The organism is Leeuwenhoekiella sp. A16, assembly GCF_047946675.1.
Taxonomy (GTDB): Bacteria; Bacteroidota; Bacteroidia; order Flavobacteriales; family Flavobacteriaceae; genus Leeuwenhoekiella.
Genome location: NZ_CP172313.1, coordinates 1,276,922 through 1,300,200, shown reverse-complemented (window position 1 = coordinate 1,300,200; position 23,279 = coordinate 1,276,922). Strand labels below are relative to the sequence as shown.

The window sequence follows — 23,279 nt, the reverse complement described above, 5'->3', positions numbered from 1 at the left end:
ATTAGCCTAAGAATTCAAGAATTGTGCTTGTAATATACTCAATTTGTTCATTATCAAGCTCAGTATGCATAGGCAACGAAATAACTTCTTTCACTAATTGATTGGTTACCGGGAAATCTGCTTCATTATATCTTTCATCTGCGTAGGCTTTTTGCAGGTGTAACGGAATTGGATAATATACTCCGCAAGGAATTCCTTTTTCGTTTAAATGCTTAACAAGCGCATCTCTATCTGTATTTTTCAGCCTTAACGTATATTGATGAAAAACGTGACAATCACAAACATCACAAATAAGCGGAACCGTGATTTTTGGGTGGTTCTGTAAAGCAGCAGAATATTTTCTGGCAGATTCTCTTCGTGCGTTATTATAAGAATCTAGATGAGGTAATTTCGCTCTAAGCACCGCTGCCTGTATAGAATCAAGTCTTGAGTTTACACCTACAACATCGTGGTGATAACGCTCATACATACCATGATTTACGATGCCTCTAATCGTGTGCGCCAGATCATCATCATTAGTAAAAATTGCGCCGCCGTCACCATAACAACCCAAGTTTTTAGAAGGAAAAAATGAAGTACTTCCCACATGGCCTATGGTTCCGGTTTTAACCTGACTACCATCGCGACGTGTGTAATTTGAACCTATTGCCTGCGCATTATCTTCAATAACGAAGAGATTGTGCTCTTTGGCAATTTCCATGATAGCATCCATATCTGCAACCTGGCCAAAAAGATGCACGGGAACAATAGCTTTGGTTTTTGGGGTGATCGCTCTTTTAATAGCTTCAATGTCTATGTTAAAACCATGTGGATTAACATCTACAAGCACGGGAGTAAGATTAAGTAATGCGATAACTTCTACAGTCGCGGCAAAGGTAAAATCTGCTGTAATCACTTCATCACCGGGTTTAAGGCCTAAGCCCATCATGGCAATTTGCAAAGCGTCTGTCCCATTTGCACAGGGTATTACGTGTTTTACACCTAAATATTCTTCTAGTTCTTTTTGAAAAGCGTGTACTTCAGGGCCGTTAATAAATGCTGTAGTTTCAATTACTTCTTGTATAGAACTGTCTACACGCTCCTTTATCAATTCATATTGACCTTTAAGGTCAACCATTTGTATTTTCTTCATGTTGCTTATTTAAGGAGAAATCGCATCGTTTTTTCAGCGTTAAGAATGCTGTGATGTGTCATTTATCGATGCGTAAATCAACCTGACGAAAGTACGAAATATCATACCTATCGCCAATGGATTTTATGAAAAGGGCTATTTTTACCGCATGGCACAAAAGCTCTATTCTCTGCTTATCGCACTGGTGAATTTTCTTCTTCCTATAATTGCTCTTTTTAGCTCTAAAATGAAACAATTTAGCTCAGGGCGAAAGGGAGTACTTGCACAGTTAAAGACTAAAATTAAAGATACAGATCACGTCATCTGGTTTCACGCTGCATCTTTAGGAGAATATGAACAGGGCGTGCCGGTGATGGAAGAAGTGCGCAAATTATACCCCACCCATAAGATCCTGCTTTCTTTTTTTTCGCCGTCAGGCTACACCATTAAAAAAGATACGCCACTTGCAGATGTTGTGGTTTATTTACCGCTGGATACAGAAAGAGCGGCTAAAGAATTCATCAAGCTCGTGCACCCGGAGATTGCGTTGTTTATTAAATATGAATTCTGGCCCAATTATTTAAATGCTTTGAAAAAAAGCGGAGCGAAAACGGTGCTTATTTCGGGGGTTTTTAGGTCAAATCAACCGTTTTTTAAATGGTCCGGACGCTGGATGCTTAAATCATTTGAAGCGTTTGACCATTTTTTCGTGCAAAACGAAACCTCGTATGAGTTGGCTAAAAGTTTGGGTTATAACAATGTTACCGTAAGCGGCGATACGCGTTTTGACAGAGTGAGTGCGCAACTTGAGCAAAATAATAAAGTTGATTTTATTGAAGAGTTTGTAGATAGTAAACCGTGTTTAGTTTGCGGCAGCACCTGGCCAGAAGACGAAGATCTGCTACTGGATTTTTTGAATAATTACGTGGCAAATTCCGCGGTTAAAGTGATTATTGCCCCGCATCAGATCAATGAAGAAAAAATCACTTCTTTTGTTGAAAAACTAAAAGTTAAAGCAGTCAAATTTTCAAAGAAAGAGGGCGAAAATTTGGCTCTTTTCCCCGTTTTTATCCTTGATACGGTAGGTTTTTTAGGCCGTGTGTATCAATATGCAGATGTTGCTTACATAGGCGGCGCGGCGGGAACAACAGGTTTACATAATATTCTGGAACCGGCTACTTTTGGCCTCCCAATAATCACAGGAACAAACATTTCAAAATTCCCGGAAGCCGTACGTTTAAGACAACTGGCAGGTTTATACACAGTAAATTCTGCTGAAGAAGCTAATGACTTATTGGTGAAATTTTTTGAGAATAAAGATTTTAGAGAAAAAGCAGGTATGATTTCCGGTCACTTTGTACAAAACAATACCGGCGCTACCAGAATCATAACCAAATATCTACAGAATCATACCGTCACTGCCTGATTGAGATACCGTCTAAAAGGCAGCATTTCTTTATAGATAGCGATGACTTTTTCATCAAAATCGGGTTTCATGATTTCTGCTCTCGTCAAATTAGCTTGCACTGCAAAGGTCTTTTTGCGCAGTAAGTCTATAAATTTGTGATCTGCAGGAAAACCTTTTGGTGAGGTTTTTAAGCTGACACCATCATCTATAAGCTCAAATACATCTTTGAAACTTTTCTTGTCTAAAATTGCCAACAGATCCTCACCATTATAATCAAGCGCCTGGCGTATGCTTTTTACAATTGCAGCTTTTGGCTTATAATATCCTCCGGCGATAAAATTCTCTTTTCCAATCTGTATATAAAAGTCACCTTGTTTTGAAACCTGATCAAGCCCGGCGCCAAAATGATCTTTATAAGTTGGTCTGTCTGGGTGAAAAAGTAAATTATTGTTTATGCGATTTATGGCTTTCTTACCGGGAGTGTGGGTATAGTCCGGATCAATTTTCGCGAGTTTTGCATCCATCGTTTCTAGCCAGGCGATGTATGAATCACGAATTTTAAAATACCACTTGCGGTTTTCGTCCATCCACTCCTTGTTATTATTTCGCTGTAAAGCATCTATAAACTTGAATAATTCTTTAAAATCCATTTTGTATTATTTGCAATTAAATTTAAAAAAGCCTTTAATTTTTGAGGTTTGTTAACGTATTCTTTACATTATTTGGGAATACTTTAGAAATCTAATATCCTTTTGTATGTGTTATGCGGTTACATTTGTCGTTTAACAATTAATATTATGAAAAAAATAGTTGTATTATTTGCTTTAACGGCATTAACTGCAGGCTTATCCAGCTGCAGAGAAACACACAAAGAAACAGTGGTTAAAGAAGTAGAAGTTGACTCTACAGATGACTCTGGAATTATGGAACGTGCAGGTGCAGAAGTAGATAAACAAGTAAATGAAGAAATTGATAAAATAGGTGACGATAACTAAAAATCGGTTAAAAACACCCTAAAATCGCTTAATACAAAAGCAAATTTGAAGAGTATAAAATAGAAGGCAATAAACCTTCTAAATGCTTTAATTAAAATCTGAAATTATGAAAAGATTAGCTCAGGCTGTATTTATGGCCGCATTAATGACTTTTTCTCTTACTTCTTGTAGAGAACAAACCGAAAAGGAAAAAGTAATTGAAGATATGAAAGATGATGGTGCTTCTATGGAAGTAAAGGACGGCGGAGATAAGATCAAAATGAAAACCGACGAGAAAGAAGTGAAGATCAAAACTGACGACGACGGTGATACCAAGATCAAGACAGACGATAATAACTAATAAATTATCCCTTTAGCAAAAATCCATCTTGTGAATAACAAGGTGGATTTTTTATTTTAGCCCACGCACCTGGCTCTTTAATTCTTCCATAGATTGTTGAAGTTCTCTAAGTAAAGTGCTCTCAGAAGGTGCATCAAGATGAAAGGTGAGTTTGCTATTTACCTGCCAGATTTCCTGAATGTCACTCACATTGATCTCAAAAGGTATATATTCCTGATTAAGTGAAATCAACAAAACCTTAGAAGGATCTGGCAACTTCTGTAATTTTTTCACAACCACAGAGTCTGGCATTACGACGACATACACTTTATTATTGCTAGCTTCATCCATACTGGTGATCGCTTTGCCTAAAACCCAATCTTCAGGCTGAAAATTAGGCAACATACTATCACCTTCTATTTGAAAACCGCGATAAGTGGCATTGCGATATTGCGGCAGCGGAAGATCAAAAGCAGGAAGTTGTTGATACCAGTCTATATCCTGAATATTGTGAGGATAACCGGCCGCAGCTTTTTGATTTACAAGAACCAGATTCTCATTGTCTGAAGGATCTACGGTCACCACTTTAGGGCTCACATCACCTTTGCCGGCATTTAAATATTTTTGATTGCTAAAACCATATAACCACAAAGGATTTACGTTGTAAAGACGCAGCAATTCTGTAACGATTTGCCCTGATAATTTAGTTCTCCCGCGTTCTATATCTGCAGTAGAATTTTTAATTCCCAAAGCCTGAGCAAACTCGGTTTGCGTTAAATTTTGCTCCTCACGTATAAGCTTAAACCGCCTAACATCGCTGGTTATATCATTAATTCCCATACCGTAAATATACTAATTTTAGGAAAATGTCCAATTTAATTTTTGGAATAAATCCTATTATTAGGAATAATTCTTTAAATTTGTAAAAATTCCTAATTGCTATGGATTTTGAACGCATTCGCGAAAAGCTAACTATTCTCGCAGATGCTGCTAAATATGATGTTTCATGTAGCAGCAGCGGCAGCAATAGAAAGAACACAAATAAAGGGTTGGGTGATAGTAGTGGTATGGGTATTTGCCACAGTTATGCAGAAGATGGCAGATGTATCTCATTGCTCAAGATTTTACTTACTAATCATTGCATTTATGATTGTGCCTACTGTGTGAGCAGAAAAAGCAATGATATTAAAAGGGCAGCTTTTAAAATACAGGAAGTGGTAGATCTCACCATTAATTTTTACAGGCGTAATTATATTGAGGGCCTTTTTTTAAGCAGCGGTATATTTCACAATCCAGATTATACAATGGAGCGGTTAATAGCTGTCGCGAAAAAGCTCCGTCTTGAGGAGAATTTTAATGGTTATATACATTTAAAATCTATTCCCGGCGCAAGTGATGAGCTCATGAGAAAGGCAGGATTGTATGCAGACAGACTTTCTGTAAATATAGAGGTGCCTACAATTTCAGGATTAAAACTTCTGGCACCTGAAAAAGATCATAAAGATTTTATCAAGCCTATGGAGAAGGTTAAAAATGAGATCATACAATACAACTCAGAAAAAAAACTTCTCAAAACTGTACCTAAATATGCACCAGCCGGTCAAAGCACGCAAATGATTGTGGGCGCAACAGGAGAAAGTGATAAAGACGTTATGTATTCTGCGGTGCATTATTATGCAAAGTATAATATGAAACGTGTTTATTATTCAGGTTATGTTCCTGTGCTTGAAGACAAAAGATTGCCGGCTTTAGGCACGGCGGTGCCAATGTTGAGGGAGAACAGATTGTATCAAACTGACTGGCTTTTGCGCTTCTACGGTTTTGATGTACGAGAATTACTTAACAACAATCATCTTAATCTGGATGTAGATATAGACCCAAAACTGAGTTGGGCGCTGCGCAATCTTGATCAATTTCCTATTGATATTAATAAGGCCGAAAAACGTATGCTGGCGAGAATCCCCGGGCTGGGTATGAAATCTGTAAATAAAATTATTCAGGCGCGTAGATATAGAAAGCTCAACCTTGAAAATTTAAAAGCTATAGGCGTGGCTTTTAATAGGGCCAAATATTTCATGATCTGCGATAGTAGAGATTGGGAGAAGAGGGATCTAACTGCAGAAAAAATCAAAAGTATGATATTGCAAAACTCACAAAGCAAGTATCAGAAGTTATATAATAGCCAGCTTAGTCTTTTTTAAGTGCAACATCAACTGGCATACGACGGCAGCTTTGATGGTTTTCTCACAGCTGTATTTACAGTTTATGAAGAGAAATTATCTCCGGTTTCTATCGCTTCTCATGAAAAATTTCAAGAAGGGCTTTTTGAAGAAAAGCTTATAATTTATACAAATGAAGCAAAGGCGAATCGCGTTTGGAAAAGATTAAAAACCTTCCACAATTTTAGCACGCAGGTTTATTGGTCATTCTTAAGTGAAACAGATGGCAATGAACTCGTACTTTTAAAAGCGATAGAATATGTTCTGGCAACAGGAAATGCCGGGGACTATGGTCATAAAATGATCTTACAGATTGCCCAGCTTACAAAAATGGTAGGGCGAGAGAAGCATCGTATGGAAGCTTTTGTGAGATTTAAACTTACGAGTGATCAAATCTATTTTGCACAAATTGAACCCGATTTTGATGTTTTGCCACTTATAAGTTCTCACTTTAAAAACAGATATGCAGACCAAAAATGGTTAATCTACGATCTTAAACGCAGCTACGGTTTGTACTACGATCTAAAGGGCGTAGAAATGATTAAAATTGAGTTTTCTGATAATCAGTCTGAAAGTGCGATTTTCGCACAAGAAGAGGCGATTTTTGATATTTTATGGAGGGATTACTTTAAAAGCACTACAATATCTTCAAGAATAAATATGAAACTGCACATAAGACATATACCTAAGCGATATTGGAAATATTTAAATGAAAAATCACCTAGGTAATGGTAAATTATATAATTTAGCACCTTAATAACACTAATTAAAATTCAATTACGATGAAAAAATTTGTTTACAGTGCAATGGCTCTTATGTTAATGGTATCAGTTTCTGCTTGTCGCGAAACAACTCAGGAAAAAGCTGAAGATTCTATGGAATCTACTGCTGATGATATGGGTGATGCTATGGATGATGCAGGAGATGCTATCGAAGACGCTGCAGAAGATACTGGTGATGCTGTTGATCATGCTGCAGATGAAGTTCAAGACGAAGTTGAAGGTAACGACGATATGTAATATCAGTTAACCTGAAAAACAAAGGGCTTGCAATTTTGCAAGCCCTTTTTAATTTATATGCTTTGTATTCTTATTCTACAGTCGCGCTACTGACGATTGCTTCGCGATTGATCTTCCTCACAAGACCTTGTAAAACCTTGCCGGGACCTACTTCTATAAAATCAGTTGCTCCATCTGCGATCATATTTTGAACACTTTGCGTCCATTTTACCGGTGCGGTAAGTTGAAATAATAGGTTTTCTTTAATTTCAGAAGGATCTGTAACTGCAAAAGTGCTTACATTTTGATAAACGGGACATAGAGGATCATTAAAAGTAGTACTCTCAATAGCTGCTGCGAGTTCTTCGCGCGCTGGTTCCATTAGTGGAGAATGAAAAGCACCACCCACCGGTAGTATTAAAGCGCGTTTTGCGCCGCGTTCTTTTAAACGTTCACAGGCTTCTTCAACAGCTTTAATTTCGCCAGAAATAATTAATTGCCCGGGACAGTTATAATTTGCTGCCACCACAGTTCCTTCAACATCTGCACAAACAGACTCCACAATTTCATCTTCAAGACCTAATACGGCTGCCATAGTAGATGGCTCAAGATCGCAAGCTTTTTGCATAGCCTGAGCTCGCTGAGAAACTAGCTTAAGACCAGCTTCAAAATCAAGAACACCATTTGCCACAAGTGCAGAAAATTCTCCTAAAGAATGTCCTGCAACCATTGCTGGTTTTACATTTCCTAATGATTTATATAAAGCTACCGAGTGTAAAAAGATAGCTGGTTGAGTGACTTTTGTTTCTTTAAGTTCTTCTGCAGAACCGTCAAACATTGTCTTTGCGATGTTGAAACCTAGTATTTCATTTGCTTTTTCAAAAATTGCTCTGGCATCTGCAGATGTATCATATACATCTTTGCCCATTCCTGAAAATTGTGCTCCCTGACCGGGAAAAATATACGCTTTCATATTAATTTGATTAGTCTGCAAAATTAAGCATATACTTAAAGTCTGCGAATTTTATCAGATGTAATTCAGGATTTGACATTTTTTTGAGCTTTTAAAATTAAAATATTAAATCCTGAATTATTTAAATCTGCTGTATATACTAGACTTTTAACTCGCCCTGTTCGCCTATATCTGGCTGGTTTCCGGTTATTGCACCCACACCCATTTTAAATAAAGTGACTAATTTATTGTTTTTTGTGTCCCAATAAAAAGCGTCTGAAGGAACAAATTTTAATGCAGATAAATTAGGATCATCTACGCCATCAAACCAGTTATCATCAGTTTTACCGTAAAGTTCTTCCAGAATTGCTTTGTCAGAGATTATTTTTACGTTGCCATAAACGCTTAAGAATTCCATTGAGCCGGGATCAGAATAAAAAAGTTGAGCAGCGTCATCTTTTGCGATATCTGTATTATGATCGCTGTTTTTGCCACTCAAAAACCAGATATTGCCATCTTCATCAACCTTTTTTGTGCTCATGGGTATAGCGCTAATAGGTTTTGTGCCAAGAGCTGTGGCGAGCATAGCAAAATCTATATCTTCTGCTAGATTCTTAATTTTTTTCTTTGCTTCGTCGTTGTATAAGTTTTTTGTACTCATCTTTTTCTTTTAAAGATAGAGAGATAGGGAGTGGTAAGAAGCCAAAGCTTTACTAATTCTATTTAGGTAAAGTGTAAAGTTTGTTAAACTAGCTGTATTGTTTAATGATTGCTTTCGCGGAAGCGTAATAATGCCCTCCAAAAAGGTTGACGTGAACCAGAATGTGATAGAGTTGCCATAGCTTAAGTCTGTTTTCCCATCCTTTAATTAATGGAAAATCCTCATTATAAGTTTGAAAGAGGCATGAGTCAAAGCCACCAAAAAGATGCATAACCGCAATATCAATTTCTCGCGGAGCATAAGCAACAGCAGGATCTATAAGGCAGGGAAGACCGTTATTGTTTACCATGAAATTGCCAGCCCAAAGATCACCGTGGGTCAGGGAAGGCGCTTCATGAGGAATTTGGGTCGCTATAGATTTATAAAAAGCATCCAGATTTTTGAAATTGTAACCATTATCTATAGCCAGTTTAAATTGAGGTTCTAGGCGCTGCTCTATATAGAATTGCCCGGCAGATTGTGAGCTGTTGTTAATCTGCTTTAAACTACCTATATAATTGTCTTCATTAAGTCCAAAATTATCGGCAGTTTTGCGGTGTAAATCGGCCATTTGATGCCCAAAATCGGTCCAAAAAGAAGGTTTTTTTGCTACAGAATCTATGTATTCCAGAATTAAGTAAGATATGTTTTTAAAATCGCCTACCGCAATAATTGCCGGGATATGGATAGCTTTCGCGGAAGCAAGTAATTTGAGCCCGTTGCTTTCTTTCAAGAACATTTTAGGGAATTTGTTCTTGTCATTTATTTTGATAACGTATTTGCCGCTCTTGCAATGAAGTAAATAAACATCATTAATATCGCCGCCAGATAATGGCTTGTGGGTGTTTACTACAAGATCGTGTTTTGTGCCAAGATGATTAAGTAGATCAACGTCTGGCATAAGTTAGGTATGTAAAAGAGTATTTGTGCCTTTCATCTTTAGGGTGAAATTCTTCTTTGATGAGTTTCCAATCTTTTTCATCAATTTCAGGAAAGAAAGTGTCTGCTTCAAAATTACCATGAACACGTGTGAGTTCTATATGCGTGGCTTTTTGCATTGCCATTGCATAAATCTCGCCACCGCCTATAATATAGGTATTGTCATCATCATGAGCATAAGAAAGTGCGTCATCAAGACTGTTTACGACAATAGCACCCGTTGCTTTATAATTCTCCTGCCGGGTGATAATAATATGAGTTCTATGGGGTAAAAGTTTTGGGAAAGTCTCAAAGGTTTTTCTTCCCATCACAATATGGTGACCCGTTGTGAGCGCTTTAAATCTTTTAAAATCATCGGGCAGATGCCAAACGAGGTCGCTGTCTTTACCTAATGCATTATTCTCTGCTGCTGCAGCTATGAGTGTAACTTTAGGAGACATTAAGAGTTTAGAGGTTGATCGGGTTTTATAAACGGGCTTTTATTTTCGGGCAGGGGTTGTTGCTTGTCTACCTCTGTTTGTAGTTGTGCAATTTTTCGCTTTTGCTTGTCAACAAGTTTTTCGAGCTGATCGTGCTCCCATTTTTTATTCATAAAACTGCTGAAGAGGACAACATTGAGCAGGTGAATTAGAAAAATAAAAAACCAAATAAGTATCGCCCATACAAACCAATCTACATTTAATGGTCTAAAATCTTTACCAAAATCGAGAAGCAGATTAACAATGATAAGTAAAACCGCACCGGCCAGAAATACAATAAAGTGGCGAAAAAGATTTTTCTTCTGCTTTATCCTAACCTGAGCATTCTCTATAAGCTCTCTTTGTTCGGGATCAATTTTTGAAGTCTCTTTTTTACTTGAAAACATCTGTTCTTATCATTTAGTTGACCTATTTTTAAGCCTCTTAGTGGGCTTTTGCAATTTAGCAGCATTAAAATTTAAAACTTTAACGTTACTATTTCTAACCAAAGTTACGTTAATTAAACACTTTTCTTTCTAATGAAAAACTTAAAAAAAGAATTTCCGGTCACTTCTCAATATATTCATCTTAATACGGCAGGCTCTGGTCTCATGTCTGAAACTGTGCTTGATTTTAGACAGGAACATGATCTGGATTATCTAATACAAGGGAGTATTTTAAAAGATAAGCAAGGTGCTTTTTTAGCTAAAGTTCGTGAAACGGTAGGTCATTTTTTTCATTGTGAGAGTGAAAATGTGGCTCTTGTGCCCAATTTTTCTTTAGGTCTCAACATTCTGTTAGAGGGACTTCCTAAAAAGTCAAAAATTCTACTTCTTAAAGATGACTATCCTTCAATAAACTGGCCCGTTACATCGCGCGATTTTGAGGTTGTTTTTGCCGATATTGATGCCAATCTGGAGGATAATATCCTACAGCAGGTAGAAAATGAGAAGCCTGATGTGTTATGTTTAAGTCTTGTGCAATACATAAATGGGATCATAATCGATCTAAATTTTATAAAAGAGCTTAAAGCGAAATTTCCCCAATTACTAATCATTGCAGATGGGACGCAATTCTGCGGAGTTTCAGATTTTAATTTTGCAACTTCAGGAATTGACGTTTTAGGAGCAAGTGCTTATAAATGGCTTAACGCTGGTTATGGCAACGGTTTTTTTCTTTTTAAAGAATCTGTAAAAGATTTAGTTAAACCAAGATCAATTGGTTTTAATTCGTGGGGCACAAAATATAAAGAGGAACAAAGTTTCATTGGTAAATTTGAGCCGGGACACCTGGATACCTTGGCTTTTGGCACATTGTCTGCCGCTATTGGTCTAATAAAAGCGGTGGGGATACAAAATATTGAGACGCAGGTAAATCATCTAAAGAGCAAAGCTAAAGAAGAATTTACGGCAAGAGATCTTTTGCAATCCCAGGTTAAGAATCGTACAATTCATTCTTCAATTTTTAATATAAGAGGAGAGGAGAAGCTCTTTAACAAATTGAGAGAACATAAAATTATATGTTCTAAAAGAGGAGCGGGAATTCGCATAAGTTTCCATTATTTTAATACTGAAGACGATTTTAATGCCTTGCTGAAGATAATTTAGCATTATGCTTTATTAATTGTAATAAGTATTTTATGCTAAATAATAAGAATATGTGTTTATATATCGTTTTCGCATTTAGCTTTTGTCTTCTCAAGTACTAAAAAAATTCACTTTTCGAAAAAATAAATGTAATGCGCTGATTTGTTGGATATTAATAAATTGGGTTATTACATTTGACGCGGTGAATAAAAAATAATTTAAAATGGCTATTACAAAACAATATTTAAAAGCTAAACCTCTTTGCAAAGTCACTTTTGCTGTACCTGCAAAAGATGCAGAAAAAGTTGCTGTGGCGGGAGAGTTTAATAACTGGCAGGAAACTGAACTAAAAAAACAGAAAAACGGCGTCTTTAAGCTAGCAGTAAATCTACCAATCGAGACCTCTTACGCGTTTCGTTATGTTGTAGATGGTGAGTGGACAAACGATCAGGAAGCAGACCGCTCTCAGTGGAGTGATTTTGCTGCTGCAGAAAATAGCATAATAGATTTATAGAAAAAGAAATGTTAGGTAAGATCGTCAAGGTTACTCTGTGACCTTGACGCCTTTCCAAAAAGCTATATAATTCTCTATATTTTTTGCTTTCTCGCTAGCGCTGGGGTAATACCAGGCAGCGTCTTCCAGCTGCTCATCATTTACTTTTATTGAGTAATAGCTGGCCTCACCTTTCCAGGGGCATGTTGTGTGCGTGTCACTCTTAACCAGATATTGCTGGTCTACTGCATTGGGAGGGAAATAGTGATTACTCTCAACTACAATAGTATTGTCACTTGCGGCTATAACTTTGTCTTTCCAGATCGCTTTCATAATTATTTCTTTTTAAAAATATAGTCCTTAAAATAACCCTGATCATCTTCATATTGATCGACCACCTGAAGATTAGCTTCTTCGGCTAGCCAGTTTATCACAGAATCATCGTATTTCTGCGAAATTTCAGTTTGTATGCTTTCCCATTTTTCAAAACTCACAGTCAAGTTTAATTTATTTATAGCCACTTCCTGATTCTTGTTGCTTACTAAAAAGCTCTTTGTGGTTCCGCTTTCAGGATCATATGTAGGCCAATGAATGAAATTATTTGGTTCAAAATTAGCATCCATCTCATCATTTATGCGGTCTAACAAATTTTTGTTGAATGCTTCTGTTACGCCGGCAGAATCATTGTAGGCCTTTAAAATGGTGGCAGGATCTTTCTTTTGGTCTACGCCCATAAAAAGCAAATCGTCTTTGTGCATAGAATGTTGAATATTTTTTAAAAAGTCAATCGCCTGAGGATGTGAAAGATTCCCTATGTTTGAGCCTAGTACGAGAATAACTTTTTTGCGTTGAGTGTACTGCGCAATTTTTTCTAGAACTTTAAAATAGGTTCCCTGTTGCGTTTCTATATCAATTTCCGGCCACAGAGATTTTACAGATTCCTGAAGTTCGTCAAGCACATTTTGACTAATATCTATGGGTTTATAGCTAAAGTTGACATTGTTGCTCATCAATTCTTCCAGAAGAAGTTTTGTCTTTTTGCCATCCCCGGCGCCAAGTTCTATTAGGTCAAAACCTGATGGCGATTCAAATTTTTTAACTATTTCTGAAGTGTATTTTGATAAGATCTGAAATTCGCAACCCGTTAAATAATACTCAGGCAGCTCCATGATTTGTTGAAACAATTTGTCTCCTTTTTTATCATAGAAATATTTTGAAGACAGGTATTTAGGAAAAGCCGTGAGACCTTCATATACCTCTTCCTGAAATTCACTTTGAAAATCAATTTTCTGTTCCAGTTTCATGTATTTTATTTGGCTAAACGCAAGCCTGTAAATTGCCAGCGCAAGTGTGGATGAAAGAAATTGCGGTAAGTAGGGCGGGTATGCTTATCTGAAGTTGCGACAGAACCGCCTCTTAGTGTTTTTTGACTTACCATAAATTTGCCGTTATATTCACCTAAAGCGCCATCTACTTTTGTGTAACCAGGATATGGCAGGTAGGCACTTTCTGTCCATTCCCAGCGTTGCCCCCAGTCGAAATGTGATTGTGCAGCTTCCCATTCAAACTCTGTGGGAAGTCTTAGACCTTTCCACTGCGCATAAGCAAAAGCTTCAAAATATGAAATGTGAGCTAGTGGAGCATTAAGATCAAGAGGCTTTAACCCGCTAAAAGTATAACGCTGCCAATTTTCACCTATTTTATGCCAATAAAGAGGTGCTTTTACCGAGTTTTTAGAGACCCAGTCCCAGGCTTCTGCATGCCATAGAAGTACTTTTTCATAACCGCCATCTTCAATGAACTCAAGAAATTCAGCATTAGTCACAAGTCTATTTGAAATTTTATAATCATTGAGATAAACTTTGTGTCTTCCAAATTCATTGTCATATGAAAAGCCATCACCTGTATGGCCAATTTCATATAAACCACTAGATATTGATATCCATTTTTGATCTGGAGATTGTGGTTTTGATTCGGTAAATGATTTATTGTATGCGGGCATTAGTGGGTTGTTACCCAGAATGTATTTTATGTCTATAAGCAGTAATTCCTGATGTTGCTTCTCATGATGAATACCGATTTGAACCAGTGATTCTATTTCTTCAGAAATTTCATCTTGCAGTAGTTCGGCAAGATTCTCAGTTACATATTGTCTATATGAATACACTTGCTCTACGGTGGGACGAGACAGATTTCCGCGATCTGTTCTCACAACTCTGGCACCTACACTCTCGTAGTAGCTATTAAAAACGAAAGCAAATTGATCATCATATAATTGATAATTTGCTTTATGAGGTTTAAGAATGAATTCTTCAAAAAACCATGTTGTGTGTCCTAAATGCCATTTGGGCGGAGAAACATCAACAATAGGCTGCACTACATAATCCTCTATTTCAAGGGGAGCGCAGATAATTTCAGATTGAGCGCGGGTTTCAGTAAAAAATTCTAAAAGTTTGTTTGTAAGACTTGTAATCATAAAAAAGAGTATAACCTAAAGTGGTTATACTCAAATTTACAATTTTATTGCTTTTGCCCACGTTTACAAGCGTTAAGGGCAAGTTAAAAGGTAAAAGGAACGGTGTATTTTATAGCTCTGGGTTTACCTCCTGCGTTGCCGGGAGTCATTTGGGGAATTAGCATAATGTTGCGCTTAGCTTCATCCTGCAGAACTTTTGTGCCTCCTGTGACACTTTTAATTTCAGGTTTTCCTTCCGTATTGATCACAAATTTTACAACTACTTTTTCTTTTACACTACCTGGTTTGTAACCTTTTGGGAATTTAAAATTTTGACCAATGTGTTTAGCGAGTTGTTGACTAAAACATGATTTTTTTTGGGTCTCTGAGCCTGAGCAGCCCGGCCATACTGGTGGGATTTCACGTATGGTAAGTGTGTTTCCCTTCATCGCAACACCGTTTTGGGCGTACGAGAAGCTTGCCATCATAATGATGGTAGCAATTAGTAATTTCTTCATAATAATGATTTGGGTTAAACAGCGACCGCACCTTTTATGTGGGGATGCGGATCGTAATTTTCTAATTTAAAATCATCAAACTTAAAACTAAAGATATCTTTCACTTCAGGATTAATTTTGATAGTTGGCAATGTACGAATTTCTCGCGAAAGTTGAAGTTTAACCTGCTCAATATGATTATTGTAGATATGAGTGTCGCCAAAAGTATGGATGAAATCTCCCGGGGCATAATCACAAACTTGTGCGATCATAAGTGTAAGAAGCGCGTATGAGGCAATATTAAAAGGCACTCCCAGAAATACATCTGCGCTGCGTTGATAAAGCTGGCACGATAACTTAGGTCTGCTATCTGTAGCATCGGGATCTCCCGGAGCAACATAAAACTGAAAAAAGGCATGACAGGGTGGGAGGGCAGCTTTATTATTAGCCACATTTTCAGAAAATGAAACAGATGTGTCTGGCAGCACACTGGGATTCCAGGCACTTATAAGCATGCGTCTGCTGTTAGGATTTGTCTTAAGCGTGTCCATAACATCCTTTATCTGATCAATTTCTTCACTGTTCCAGTTACGCCATTGATGGCCATACACCGGACCCAGGTCCCCATTTTCGTCTGCCCAGTCATTCCAGATGCGCACCCCGTTTTCCTGTAGGTAATTAATATTAGTGTCACCCTTTAAAAACCATAGCAATTCATGAATTATCGACTTTAAATGTAATTTTTTAGTAGTAACCATAGGGAACCCTTCACTTAGATCAAATCGCATTTGATAACCAAAAACGCTTAAAGTGCCGGTGCCTGTACGGTCTCCTTTTTGAATACCGTTATCTAAAATATGATTAACTAGGTCGTGATATTGTCTCATGATGTTGCTTTAAATAGTACTCGATTCTCAAATTTCTCGAGAGTAATCTCGAGATTAAAGATCTTCTTATTCTCCTTTACGCTTCTATTGAGGTAACATAATTAAGAAGGGCTAAATGTAATTATTATAGGAAATGAAACTTCTGACATCCCTTTTAGTTTATTTTATATTTATTCACATTATAATTTAAAACAATGTTAATTAACTAATTATAAATAAATATGCTTTAAAATTAATTATAAACTAGGGTCTAACTTCAAATTTATCAAATTATGAAAAAACTAACCTTAATCATTCCTATAATGTTTTTAGGATTTTCTCTTAATGCGCAAGCCGTAGACCCCTATGCAGAGTCTGTCGTGACCCCGCAATTCTTTATAGCGGTACTCGCCGGGGTTCTGTTAGCATTAGGGTTTCAATTTATTCTTACCGCGTTATCTGTTGCTTTTGGTATTTCGGCCATAGGCGATATAAAAAAGAAATATGTAAAAGGGAAAAATCACTTTGAGTCTGATGAAGATGATTCTGATTCTATGTCAACCGGAACAATGATCACAACTGGTTTTGGTCTGTGGAGTTGTATAACTGTTGGCCTGTCTTTATTTGGAGCAACAGCTTTAGCGATCAATTTGAGTCTTATAAGCAGTACAGTAATAAGTATAACTCTGGGACTTGTGATATGGGCGACATTCTTTATTCTTCTGTTTTATCTGGAAAGTAAAGTTGTGAACACCTTGGTGGGAGGTTTAATTAATACGGCCACTGCCGGACTAAGAGCTTCGGCCAGTGCTGTTAAAGATATGTTCACTCCGTCAAAAGAGCAGCAAATTGAGCACATCGCAGATCATACAGTAGAAAAAATTCGTAAAGATTTTCAGTCCTCTTTTGATCCGCATATTATAAAAGATTCACTCGATGAGTTTTTAAATAAAGTAAATAAGTCTGTTCCTGATTATGATACGCTTAAGCAAGATCTTACAGATATAGTTGAAAACTCAACCCATGAAAGATCAAAAGCAGGTAAAAATAGCCCGGTAAAATGGATGGCGATTCAGCAGGTTCTTTCTAATGCAATATCTACAGTTTCAAAAGGAGAAGCTCAAAATAAAACAAAGCAAGAGCAATTACAGCAATTGCAAAAAGAATTGCGTGAAGCTTATGAAGAAGGTGATGATAACCAGGAGCGTATCGAGAATGCAATCACTAAATTAACTGATGCCGAAGAACAAGAGGTTCATGGTTATATTGAAAAGTTTAAAGATATTCTGGCTAAAGCAAAACCTGATGATGTTAAGCAGGATAAATGGAAAGATCAATTTAATGAAATTATCAAGAACCCAAAGGTGGAGGCAAATAAGCTTGCAAATGAATTAAAGAAAATTGATAAAGATACTGTGTTATCATTTGTTGAAGCAAATACGGCTTTTAAGAAAGATCAATTAGATGGGTTTGCAGATAAGGCTGTAGAAGTTTTTAATAATGTTACAAACCAGATTTCTGCCGGGGTAGAAGACAAAACAGATATGTCTGCAGAAGAACTAAAACAGAAACTACAGATTGAGGTATTTAAATTTATTAATCACACCGGGAAGTCTGATATAGACCTTTCAATGCTAACAAGTTTCTTCCAGAATAAGCTTGATGATTCTAAAGAAAGTCTGCAGTCACTTAAGCAAAAACTTAAAAACGTTGATAAGGAAACTTTATTAAATGTTGTAACAAGTCATTCCAGTTTAGAAAAAGATGATATAGATAAAGTTGCGGCTTCTATTGATCAGGCTAAGAATAATGTGCTTCAAAAAATTGAAGATATTGAATTAGAAGCTAACAGAAGGATTGAAAATGTAAAACGTAAAGCAGTAATTCAGGCAGAGAACACTCGCAAGAATGCCGCAGCCGCAGCGTGGTGGTTAGTAATTAGTGCTTTTGTTTCTGCAGGTGCTGCAATAGGAGGTAGTCTGCTCGCAATGAGTTAATAATGGTATTTGTTCAAAATCTAAAAAGCCTTTTCTAATTTTTAGAAAAGGCTTTTTTATATTGTATTGTTGAAGAGGATTACCCTATTATCATACCTGCAATAGTAGCAGAAAGAAGAGATGCAATAGTACCCCCTATTAATGCCTTGATTCCAAATTCTGATAATGTTTTACGTTGACCAGGAGCTAATGAACCTATTCCGCCTATTTGTATACCTATAGAAGCAAAATTGGCAAAACCACACAGCATATACGTGGCCATTATTACAGATTTCTCATATGTAAAACTGATATCATTTATAGGATTCTTCAATTCTGCCAATTGAATGTAGCCTACAAATTCACTTGCTGCGAGTTTAATACCCAGCAGTTGCCCCATAAGCATCACATCTTCTGTAGAAACGCCAATAAGCCACATAAGAGGAGCGAATATGGTTCCTAAAATTGCTTCAAGCGAAAGTTCTGTATACGGTGTGTTTGAGGCAAGATAACTGTTTAATGTAGTCCAGTCTCCCAATTTGTTAAAACCATAATTGATCATGGCTATAAAAGCGACAAAAACCAGCAGCATTGCAGCTACGTTTGCAGCTAGCTTTAGACCTTCTGTAGTTCCGTTAGCAATAGCATCAAGAATATTAGAGCCTATTTTTTCTGAAGAAACTTCTACACGACTATCAATTGCTTCTTGTTGAGGATAAAGCAATTTGGAAATTACAATAGCTCCCGGAGCAGCCATTACAGAGGCTGCCAATAAATGTTTTGCAAATTCTAGTCTCAATTGCGGGTCATCACCACCTAAAAAACCAATATAAGCGGCCAGAACTCCTCCGGCAACGGTGGCCATCCCGCCTATCATTACCAGTAAAATCTCAGAACGCGTCATGCGCTCTAAATATGCTTTTATCATTAAAGGCGCTTCTGTCTGTCCCAGGAATATGTTACCGGCTACAGATAAGCTTTCAGGGCCCGAAATGTTCATTAACTTGGTTAAAACCCAAGCCATGCCTTTCACTACAAATTGCACCACACCCAGGTAAAACAAAACAGAAGTTAATGCCGAAAAGAAAATTATTGTAGGTAAAACCTGGAAAAGAAATATAAAACCAAAACTTTCTACGTCCATCATTCCGCCTAAAAGGAATTCACTTCCGGCTGCGGTAAAATCAAGAATCTTAACAAAAATCTGCCCTACGAACTCAAAAAGCCGCTGTATAAAGCTAATTTTTAGAACACCAATAGCAAGAAAAAGTTGTGCTGCAAGACCTACGCCTACAGTTTTCCAGTTGATCGCTTTTTTATTTACACTTAATAAATAGGCTATAACCAGAAGGGAAACCATACCCAGAACTCCGCGCCAGAGACTATTAAATGAGAAGCCGGCATTTGGTATTAAATGTTTTGCTTCTTCTACAGGGAGAACTTCTTGTACAGTTTGAGCGTTAACACCGGGAATAAAAAATAAGGAAATGAGCAGTAGGGGTAGAATTTTTCGCATCTATAATTAATTGCGTTTAGATATTTCATCGCGTATTTTAGCGGCAGCCTCATAGTCTTCACGTGCTACAGCCTGATCAAGAAGCTTGTTTAGGTCCTGGAGAGATAACTTTTTATAATCTGCTCTTTCAGTATCAACCTCATCTTCAACAACCAGTTCATCAACGAGTATACTCTCGGGATTTTCTGATTCCTGACCGCTTGATCCTTTTAGATAAATACCTGCTTTATCAAGAATATTCTTGTATGTAAAAATAGGCGCATTAAACCGTAGAGCCAGAGATATGGCATCGCTGGTACGTGCATCTATTATTTCTTCTATCTTATCTCTTTCACAGATAATGCTTGAGTAGAAAACACCATCTACCAGCTTGTGTATAATAACCTGCTTGATGACAATGTCAAACCTGTCTGCAAAATTTTTAAAAAGATCATGTGTAAGAGGTCTTGGCGGGCGTATTTCTTTCTCTAAAGCAATCGCAATAGACTGAGCCTCAAAGGCACCAATTACTATAGGCAGCTTACGATCACCATCAACCTCGCTCAGGATTAGGGCATACGCACCATTCTGTGTTTGGCTATACGATATGCCTTTTATATTCAAACGCACTAGACTCATATTGCAAAAATATAAAAAGGCTGTTTAAAAGAGGACAGTGTCCAGATTTAAACAGCCCTTTAAGGGGGTCAATTTAAGAAATTTATGAGTTATTCGCTTTAAACTCTTTTAATTTTTCATTGAGCCTGGGTACTATTTCAAAAGCATCACCCACAACTCCGTAGTCTGCAGCCTTAAAGAATGGAGCTTCAGGATCGCTGTTAATTACGACCTTAGTTTTTGAAGCATTGATCCCGGCAAGATGTTGTATCGCTCCAGATATACCTATTGCAATATAAAGATTAGATGCAACCGGTTTTCCTGTTTGCCCTACGTGCTCACCGTGTGGTCTCCACCCCATATCAGATACCGGTTTAGAGCATGCGGTAGCAGCACCTAATATATCTGCCATTTCTTCTATCATGCCCCAATTCTCAGGACCCTTTAATCCGCGACCGCCAGAAACAACAATCTCTGCATCAGCGATTGTTACTTTATCTTTAGCTTTATCTACAGATTGTACATTTACACTAAAATCACCATCTTCTAAAGCTGGGCTAAAATCTTCTGCAGTTGCAGGAGCGTTACTTTCTTTTAGCCCGTATGCATTTTTAGATAATCCTATAAGGGCAACCTCTGTTTTAATTTCTGTATTGCTGAAAGCTTTATTAGTAAAAGCGGTACGCTTAACAACAATTGGAGAGACGCTCTCTGGTAAAGACACTACATTTGAAGCATAACCAGCGCTTAAATTCACCGCAAGTAAAGGAGCGAGATATTTCGCATTAGCGCTAGAACTAACTATCACTACTTTTGATTCTTCTTTTTTAGCAGCCTGATTAATTACATCTGCATATGCAGCAGCATTAAACTGGGTTAATTTATCGTTTGATACCTTTAAAACCTTATCTACACCATAAGCAGATAATGAGGAAGTATCTTCTGCATTAATAACAATAGCAGTTACTGTAGTGGCAAGCATATCTGCGATACCACGCGCATAACTGGCAACTTCGTAAGCTGTTTTTTTAAATTTTCCTTCTTCTGATTCTGTATATACTAAAACTGACATGTTTTTCTGTTTTTTTAAGCTTTTAGGCTAAAAAATGACCCTAAAAGATCGATTTTTGACTTGTTTTGGTCGGTTTTTAAATGAAACTAAATAACCTTAGCTTCATTATGTAAAAGGTTGATAAGTTCGTCAAGATTATCTGGCGAGACTAACTTTACCGCTCCTTTAGGCGCTGGTTTTTCAAAAGAGACTGTGCTTGTTTCCATTTTCTCTGCTGTAGGTGCTAGTACTTTAAGCTGTTTTTTTCTGGCCATCATGATTCCTCTCATATTAGGAATACGCAGGTCACTTTCTTCAACCAGACCTTTCTGCCCGCCAATTATTAATGGCAAAGTTGCTGTTACAGTTTCTTTACCGCCATCAATTTCGCGTACAGCGGTAGCAGTATTTCCTTCTACTTCAAGGCTTATACATGTATTTACAAAACTTGCTCCCGTAAGGGCTGCAAGCATCCCCGGCACCATACCGCCATTATAGTCTATAGACTCTCTACCGGCGATCACAAGATCATAGCCACCGTCTTGTACTACTTTACTAAGTTCTGTAGCTACCTGAAAACCATCTTGCGCTTTAGTATCTATGCGTATAGCTTCATCTGCGCCTATGGCTAAAGCTTTACGCAGTGTAGGTTCAGTTTCGGCTCCTCCTACGTTCACAACATCTACCGTTGCGCCCTGTTTTTCTTTAAACCACATTGCTCTTGTGAGACCAAACTCATCATTAGGATTGATTACAAACTGAACCCCGTTTGTGTCAAATTCTTTATTGTCTGATGTGAAGTTTATTTTTGAAGTCGTATCTGGTACGTGACTGATGCAAACTAAAATTTTCATATAAAAAAGCGGTTATTTGTAACTATTTCGTTTTCGCCACGAAAATAAGCATAATTTTTGGCTTATTTACTATGCATGCATAACAAATTTTAGTTAAATCCAATTCTTTCGGCAGAATTTAATTGTTATTTTTGCCTTCCCTTAAATTAAGGGAAGTTACCGATATTTACCGTGATCTTATACTTAACGATACATGAAAACTATACAATTTAGGGAAGCTGTTTGTGAGGCCATGAGCGAGGAGATGCGCCGTGACGACACTATTTACCTTATGGGTGAAGAAGTTGCAGAATACAATGGTGCTTACAAAGCTTCAAAAGGAATGCTTGATGAGTTTGGCCCAGAACGCGTTATTGATACCCCTATCGCAGAACTTGGTTTTGCCGGGATAGCAATAGGAAGCGCGATGAATGGGAACAGACCCATCGTTGAGTATATGACTTTTAATTTCTCACTTGTAGGGATTGACCAGATCATTAATAATGCAGCCAAAATAAGACAGATGTCTGGTGGCCAGTTTAATTGCCCCATCGTTTTTCGCGGGCCAACTGCCTCTGCCGGTCAGTTAGGAGCAACGCACTCACAGGCTTTTGAGAACTGGTTTGCAAATACTCCTGGTCTTAAGGTGATCGTTCCTTCTAATCCTGCAGATGCTAAAGGACTTTTAAAGTCTGCTATACGTGATAATGATCCTGTTATTTTTATGGAAAGTGAGCAAATGTATGGTGATAAAGGTGAAGTGCCAGAAGGTGAATATCTTATACCTATTGGGGTAGCAGATATTAAAAGAGAAGGTACAGATGTTACTATTGTTTCTTTTGGTAAAATAATTAAAGAAGCCTATAAAGCGGCAGACGAATTAGCAAAAGAAGACATCTCTTGTGAGATCATAGATCTGCGTACCGTGCGCCCAATGGATCATAAAACCATTCTGGATTCAGTTAAAAAGACAAATCGTCTTATAATTCTGGAAGAAGCATGGCCTTTTGGTAACGTGGCTACAGAGATTACTTATCAGGTACAGGCTGAAGCTTTTGATTATCTTGATGCTCCTATTATTAAAATAAACACAGCAGATACTCCGGCACCCTATTCTCCCGTTCTTTTAAAAGAATGGTTACCAAATAGTGATGATGTTGTTAAAGCTGTCAAAAAGGTACTTTACAAGTAAAAGTATACCAATATATTTGAGGCTTCATGGGTTATAATACCAATGAAGCCTTTATTTTTTAATGGAAGGTAAGAGGGCGATTTTAGGCCTTTAAACCCCGATTTTTATCCTCAAAGAG

At 37.4% G+C, this 23,279-nt stretch carries 27 protein-coding genes; 10 read left to right on the top strand and 17 right to left on the bottom strand.

Going from position 1 to position 23,279, the window contains the following annotated elements; all coding sequences use genetic code 11:
- Position 1: 1 nt before the first annotated feature.
- Positions 2–1,132, bottom strand: a complete 1,131-nt coding sequence (locus ACH3O9_RS05570) for a DegT/DnrJ/EryC1/StrS family aminotransferase (protein WP_416445114.1) — start codon at positions 1,130–1,132, stop codon at positions 2–4.
- A 148-nt stretch (positions 1,133–1,280) separates the two neighbouring features.
- On the opposite strand from ACH3O9_RS05570, the gene ACH3O9_RS05565 reads away from it, so the two are divergent.
- A complete protein-coding gene (locus tag ACH3O9_RS05565) occupies positions 1,281–2,537 on the top strand; it encodes a 3-deoxy-D-manno-octulosonic acid transferase (RefSeq protein WP_416445112.1) in 1,257 nt (418 codons plus the stop codon).
- Here ACH3O9_RS05565 and ACH3O9_RS05560 read toward each other — a convergent pair.
- Positions 2,519–3,169 carry a DUF2461 domain-containing protein gene (locus ACH3O9_RS05560; RefSeq protein ID WP_416445110.1) on the bottom strand — a complete coding sequence of 217 codons (651 nt, stop codon included), beginning with the start codon at positions 3,167–3,169 and terminating at the stop codon, positions 2,519–2,521. The two genes, ACH3O9_RS05565 and ACH3O9_RS05560, sit on opposite strands and share 19 nt — an antisense overlap.
- Positions 3,170–3,316: 147 nt before the next feature.
- Here ACH3O9_RS05560 and ACH3O9_RS05555 point away from each other — a divergent pair, with 147 nt between their 5' ends.
- A complete protein-coding gene (locus tag ACH3O9_RS05555) occupies positions 3,317–3,514 on the top strand; it encodes a hypothetical protein (protein WP_416445108.1) in 198 nt (65 codons plus the stop codon).
- Positions 3,515–3,620: 106 nt separating this feature from the next.
- Positions 3,621–3,854: a hypothetical protein gene (locus ACH3O9_RS05550; RefSeq protein ID WP_416445106.1), complete on the top strand. Its 234-nt coding sequence runs from the start codon at positions 3,621–3,623 to the stop codon at positions 3,852–3,854.
- 51 nt (positions 3,855–3,905) lie between these two features.
- On the opposite strand, the gene ACH3O9_RS05545 is transcribed toward ACH3O9_RS05550, so the two are convergent.
- On the bottom strand, positions 3,906–4,673 hold the full coding sequence (locus ACH3O9_RS05545; RefSeq protein ID WP_416445104.1) for a LexA family transcriptional regulator: 768 nt from the start codon (positions 4,671–4,673) through the stop codon (positions 3,906–3,908).
- A gap of 101 nt (positions 4,674–4,774) precedes the next feature.
- On the opposite strand from ACH3O9_RS05545, the gene ACH3O9_RS05540 reads away from it, so the two are divergent.
- The 3 genes from ACH3O9_RS05540 to ACH3O9_RS05530 are packed head-to-tail and all read left to right on the top strand — an operon-like array spanning position 4,775 to position 7,071.
- Positions 4,775–6,034: a putative DNA modification/repair radical SAM protein gene (locus tag ACH3O9_RS05540; protein ID WP_416445102.1), complete on the top strand. Its 1,260-nt coding sequence runs from the start codon at positions 4,775–4,777 to the stop codon at positions 6,032–6,034.
- Positions 6,035–6,781 (top strand): TIGR03915 family putative DNA repair protein, encoded by a 747-nt coding sequence (locus tag ACH3O9_RS05535; protein WP_416445100.1) that lies wholly within the window; start codon positions 6,035–6,037, stop codon positions 6,779–6,781. It abuts the gene before it with no gap.
- 53 nt (positions 6,782–6,834) lie between these two features.
- Positions 6,835–7,071, top strand: coding sequence for a hypothetical protein (locus ACH3O9_RS05530; protein WP_416445098.1), 237 nt, complete (start codon positions 6,835–6,837; stop codon positions 7,069–7,071).
- Between the two features lie 70 nt (positions 7,072–7,141).
- Here ACH3O9_RS05530 and fabD read toward each other — a convergent pair whose 3' ends face one another.
- The 5 genes from fabD to ACH3O9_RS05505 form a co-directional block, all read right to left on the bottom strand.
- A complete protein-coding gene (fabD, locus tag ACH3O9_RS05525; RefSeq protein ID WP_416445096.1) occupies positions 7,142–8,023 on the bottom strand; it encodes an ACP S-malonyltransferase in 882 nt (293 codons plus the stop codon).
- A gap of 139 nt (positions 8,024–8,162) precedes the next feature.
- Positions 8,163–8,663, bottom strand: coding sequence for a pyridoxamine 5'-phosphate oxidase family protein (locus ACH3O9_RS05520; RefSeq protein ID WP_416445091.1), 501 nt, complete (start codon positions 8,661–8,663; stop codon positions 8,163–8,165).
- 88 nt (positions 8,664–8,751) lie between these two features.
- On the bottom strand, positions 8,752–9,603 hold the full coding sequence (locus tag ACH3O9_RS05515; protein WP_416445089.1) for a fructosamine kinase family protein: 852 nt from the start codon (positions 9,601–9,603) through the stop codon (positions 8,752–8,754).
- A complete protein-coding gene (locus ACH3O9_RS05510) occupies positions 9,590–10,081 on the bottom strand; it encodes a dihydrofolate reductase (RefSeq protein WP_416445087.1) in 492 nt (163 codons plus the stop codon). The genes ACH3O9_RS05515 and ACH3O9_RS05510 overlap by 14 nt, the downstream gene beginning before the upstream one ends.
- Positions 10,081–10,506, bottom strand: a complete 426-nt coding sequence (locus ACH3O9_RS05505) for a 2TM domain-containing protein (RefSeq protein ID WP_416445085.1) — start codon at positions 10,504–10,506, stop codon at positions 10,081–10,083. The genes ACH3O9_RS05510 and ACH3O9_RS05505 overlap by 1 nt, the downstream gene beginning before the upstream one ends.
- A gap of 132 nt (positions 10,507–10,638) precedes the next feature.
- On the opposite strand from ACH3O9_RS05505, the gene ACH3O9_RS05500 reads away from it, so the two are divergent.
- Positions 10,639–11,706, top strand: a complete 1,068-nt coding sequence (locus tag ACH3O9_RS05500; protein WP_416445083.1) for an aminotransferase class V-fold PLP-dependent enzyme — start codon at positions 10,639–10,641, stop codon at positions 11,704–11,706.
- A 202-nt stretch (positions 11,707–11,908) separates the two neighbouring features.
- Entirely contained in the window at positions 11,909–12,199 is a 291-nt protein-coding gene (locus ACH3O9_RS05495; protein WP_416445081.1) for an isoamylase early set domain-containing protein, read from the top strand.
- Positions 12,200–12,229: 30 nt separating this feature from the next.
- On the opposite strand, the gene ACH3O9_RS05490 is transcribed toward ACH3O9_RS05495, so the two are convergent.
- The 5 genes from ACH3O9_RS05490 to ACH3O9_RS05470 form a co-directional block, all read right to left on the bottom strand.
- Positions 12,230–12,511: a DUF427 domain-containing protein gene (locus tag ACH3O9_RS05490; protein WP_416445079.1), complete on the bottom strand. Its 282-nt coding sequence runs from the start codon at positions 12,509–12,511 to the stop codon at positions 12,230–12,232.
- 2 nt (positions 12,512–12,513) lie between these two features.
- On the bottom strand, positions 12,514–13,482 hold the full coding sequence (egtD, locus tag ACH3O9_RS05485; protein ID WP_416445077.1) for an L-histidine N(alpha)-methyltransferase: 969 nt from the start codon (positions 13,480–13,482) through the stop codon (positions 12,514–12,516).
- Between the two features lie 5 nt (positions 13,483–13,487).
- Positions 13,488–14,654, bottom strand: coding sequence for an ergothioneine biosynthesis protein EgtB (gene egtB / locus ACH3O9_RS05480; RefSeq protein WP_416445075.1), 1,167 nt, complete (start codon positions 14,652–14,654; stop codon positions 13,488–13,490).
- A gap of 83 nt (positions 14,655–14,737) precedes the next feature.
- The gene (locus tag ACH3O9_RS05475; protein ID WP_416445073.1) at positions 14,738–15,151 is read right to left on the bottom strand and encodes an energy transducer TonB; all 414 of its coding nucleotides are present in this window, start codon (positions 15,149–15,151) and stop codon (positions 14,738–14,740) included.
- 14 nt (positions 15,152–15,165) lie between these two features.
- Complete coding sequence (locus ACH3O9_RS05470; protein ID WP_416445071.1) at positions 15,166–16,017, bottom strand: thymidylate synthase; 852 nt, start codon at positions 16,015–16,017, stop codon at positions 15,166–15,168.
- A gap of 272 nt (positions 16,018–16,289) precedes the next feature.
- On the opposite strand from ACH3O9_RS05470, the gene ACH3O9_RS05465 reads away from it, so the two are divergent.
- Positions 16,290–17,993: a hypothetical protein gene (locus ACH3O9_RS05465; RefSeq protein ID WP_416445069.1), complete on the top strand. Its 1,704-nt coding sequence runs from the start codon at positions 16,290–16,292 to the stop codon at positions 17,991–17,993.
- Between the two features lie 79 nt (positions 17,994–18,072).
- Here ACH3O9_RS05465 and ACH3O9_RS05460 read toward each other — a convergent pair whose 3' ends face one another.
- The 4 genes from ACH3O9_RS05460 to ACH3O9_RS05445 all read right to left on the bottom strand — a co-directional run bounded on the left by ACH3O9_RS05460 (position 18,073) and on the right by ACH3O9_RS05445 (position 21,990).
- Positions 18,073–19,488 carry a NupC/NupG family nucleoside CNT transporter gene (locus ACH3O9_RS05460; protein ID WP_416445067.1) on the bottom strand — a complete coding sequence of 472 codons (1,416 nt, stop codon included), beginning with the start codon at positions 19,486–19,488 and terminating at the stop codon, positions 18,073–18,075.
- Positions 19,489–19,494: 6 nt separating this feature from the next.
- On the bottom strand, positions 19,495–20,106 hold the full coding sequence (locus tag ACH3O9_RS05455; RefSeq protein WP_416445065.1) for a bifunctional nuclease domain-containing protein: 612 nt from the start codon (positions 20,104–20,106) through the stop codon (positions 19,495–19,497).
- An 82-nt stretch (positions 20,107–20,188) separates the two neighbouring features.
- Positions 20,189–21,157 (bottom strand): electron transfer flavoprotein subunit alpha/FixB family protein, encoded by a 969-nt coding sequence (locus tag ACH3O9_RS05450; protein ID WP_416445063.1) that lies wholly within the window; start codon positions 21,155–21,157, stop codon positions 20,189–20,191.
- A gap of 86 nt (positions 21,158–21,243) precedes the next feature.
- Complete coding sequence (locus ACH3O9_RS05445) at positions 21,244–21,990, bottom strand: electron transfer flavoprotein subunit beta/FixA family protein (protein WP_416445061.1); 747 nt, start codon at positions 21,988–21,990, stop codon at positions 21,244–21,246.
- A gap of 193 nt (positions 21,991–22,183) precedes the next feature.
- Here ACH3O9_RS05445 and ACH3O9_RS05440 point away from each other — a divergent pair, with 193 nt between their 5' ends.
- Positions 22,184–23,161, top strand: coding sequence for a pyruvate dehydrogenase complex E1 component subunit beta (locus tag ACH3O9_RS05440; RefSeq protein ID WP_416445059.1), 978 nt, complete (start codon positions 22,184–22,186; stop codon positions 23,159–23,161).
- The last annotated feature ends 118 nt before the right edge of the window (positions 23,162–23,279 follow it).

What these genes read in the sequence shown, in the direction of transcription:
- fabD (WP_416445096.1), bottom strand. Translation starts at nt 8,023, where the DNA reads ATGAAAGCGTATATTTTTCCCGGTCAGGGAGCACAATTTTCAGGAATG.
- egtD (WP_416445077.1), bottom strand. Translation starts at nt 13,482, where the DNA reads ATGAAACTGGAACAGAAAATTGATTTTCAAAGTGAATTTCAGGAAGAG.
- ACH3O9_RS05515 (WP_416445089.1), bottom strand. Translation starts at nt 9,603, where the DNA reads ATGCCAGACGTTGATCTACTTAATCATCTTGGCACAAAACACGATCTT.
- ACH3O9_RS05500 (WP_416445083.1), top strand. Translation starts at nt 10,639, where the DNA reads ATGAAAAACTTAAAAAAAGAATTTCCGGTCACTTCTCAATATATTCAT.
- ACH3O9_RS05455 (WP_416445065.1), bottom strand. Translation starts at nt 20,106, where the DNA reads ATGAGTCTAGTGCGTTTGAATATAAAAGGCATATCGTATAGCCAAACA.
- ACH3O9_RS05465 (WP_416445069.1), top strand. Translation starts at nt 16,290, where the DNA reads ATGAAAAAACTAACCTTAATCATTCCTATAATGTTTTTAGGATTTTCT.
- ACH3O9_RS05530 (WP_416445098.1), top strand. Translation starts at nt 6,835, where the DNA reads ATGAAAAAATTTGTTTACAGTGCAATGGCTCTTATGTTAATGGTATCA.
- ACH3O9_RS05495 (WP_416445081.1), top strand. Translation starts at nt 11,909, where the DNA reads ATGGCTATTACAAAACAATATTTAAAAGCTAAACCTCTTTGCAAAGTC.
- ACH3O9_RS05475 (WP_416445073.1), bottom strand. Translation starts at nt 15,151, where the DNA reads ATGAAGAAATTACTAATTGCTACCATCATTATGATGGCAAGCTTCTCG.
- ACH3O9_RS05510 (WP_416445087.1), bottom strand. Translation starts at nt 10,081, where the DNA reads ATGTCTCCTAAAGTTACACTCATAGCTGCAGCAGCAGAGAATAATGCA.
- ACH3O9_RS05545 (WP_416445104.1), bottom strand. Translation starts at nt 4,673, where the DNA reads ATGGGAATTAATGATATAACCAGCGATGTTAGGCGGTTTAAGCTTATA.
- ACH3O9_RS05520 (WP_416445091.1), bottom strand. Translation starts at nt 8,663, where the DNA reads ATGAGTACAAAAAACTTATACAACGACGAAGCAAAGAAAAAAATTAAG.
- ACH3O9_RS05460 (WP_416445067.1), bottom strand. Translation starts at nt 19,488, where the DNA reads ATGCGAAAAATTCTACCCCTACTGCTCATTTCCTTATTTTTTATTCCC.
- ACH3O9_RS05445 (WP_416445061.1), bottom strand. Translation starts at nt 21,990, where the DNA reads ATGAAAATTTTAGTTTGCATCAGTCACGTACCAGATACGACTTCAAAA.
- ACH3O9_RS05490 (WP_416445079.1), bottom strand. Translation starts at nt 12,511, where the DNA reads ATGAAAGCGATCTGGAAAGACAAAGTTATAGCCGCAAGTGACAATACT.
- ACH3O9_RS05450 (WP_416445063.1), bottom strand. Translation starts at nt 21,157, where the DNA reads ATGTCAGTTTTAGTATATACAGAATCAGAAGAAGGAAAATTTAAAAAA.
- ACH3O9_RS05555 (WP_416445108.1), top strand. Translation starts at nt 3,317, where the DNA reads ATGAAAAAAATAGTTGTATTATTTGCTTTAACGGCATTAACTGCAGGC.
- ACH3O9_RS05505 (WP_416445085.1), bottom strand. Translation starts at nt 10,506, where the DNA reads ATGTTTTCAAGTAAAAAAGAGACTTCAAAAATTGATCCCGAACAAAGA.
- ACH3O9_RS05440 (WP_416445059.1), top strand. Translation starts at nt 22,184, where the DNA reads ATGAAAACTATACAATTTAGGGAAGCTGTTTGTGAGGCCATGAGCGAG.
- ACH3O9_RS05560 (WP_416445110.1), bottom strand. Translation starts at nt 3,169, where the DNA reads ATGGATTTTAAAGAATTATTCAAGTTTATAGATGCTTTACAGCGAAAT.
- egtB (WP_416445075.1), bottom strand. Translation starts at nt 14,654, where the DNA reads ATGATTACAAGTCTTACAAACAAACTTTTAGAATTTTTTACTGAAACC.
- ACH3O9_RS05470 (WP_416445071.1), bottom strand. Translation starts at nt 16,017, where the DNA reads ATGAGACAATATCACGACCTAGTTAATCATATTTTAGATAACGGTATT.
- ACH3O9_RS05540 (WP_416445102.1), top strand. Translation starts at nt 4,775, where the DNA reads ATGGATTTTGAACGCATTCGCGAAAAGCTAACTATTCTCGCAGATGCT.
- ACH3O9_RS05550 (WP_416445106.1), top strand. Translation starts at nt 3,621, where the DNA reads ATGAAAAGATTAGCTCAGGCTGTATTTATGGCCGCATTAATGACTTTT.
- ACH3O9_RS05565 (WP_416445112.1), top strand. Translation starts at nt 1,281, where the DNA reads ATGGCACAAAAGCTCTATTCTCTGCTTATCGCACTGGTGAATTTTCTT.
- ACH3O9_RS05570 (WP_416445114.1), bottom strand. Translation starts at nt 1,132, where the DNA reads ATGAAGAAAATACAAATGGTTGACCTTAAAGGTCAATATGAATTGATA.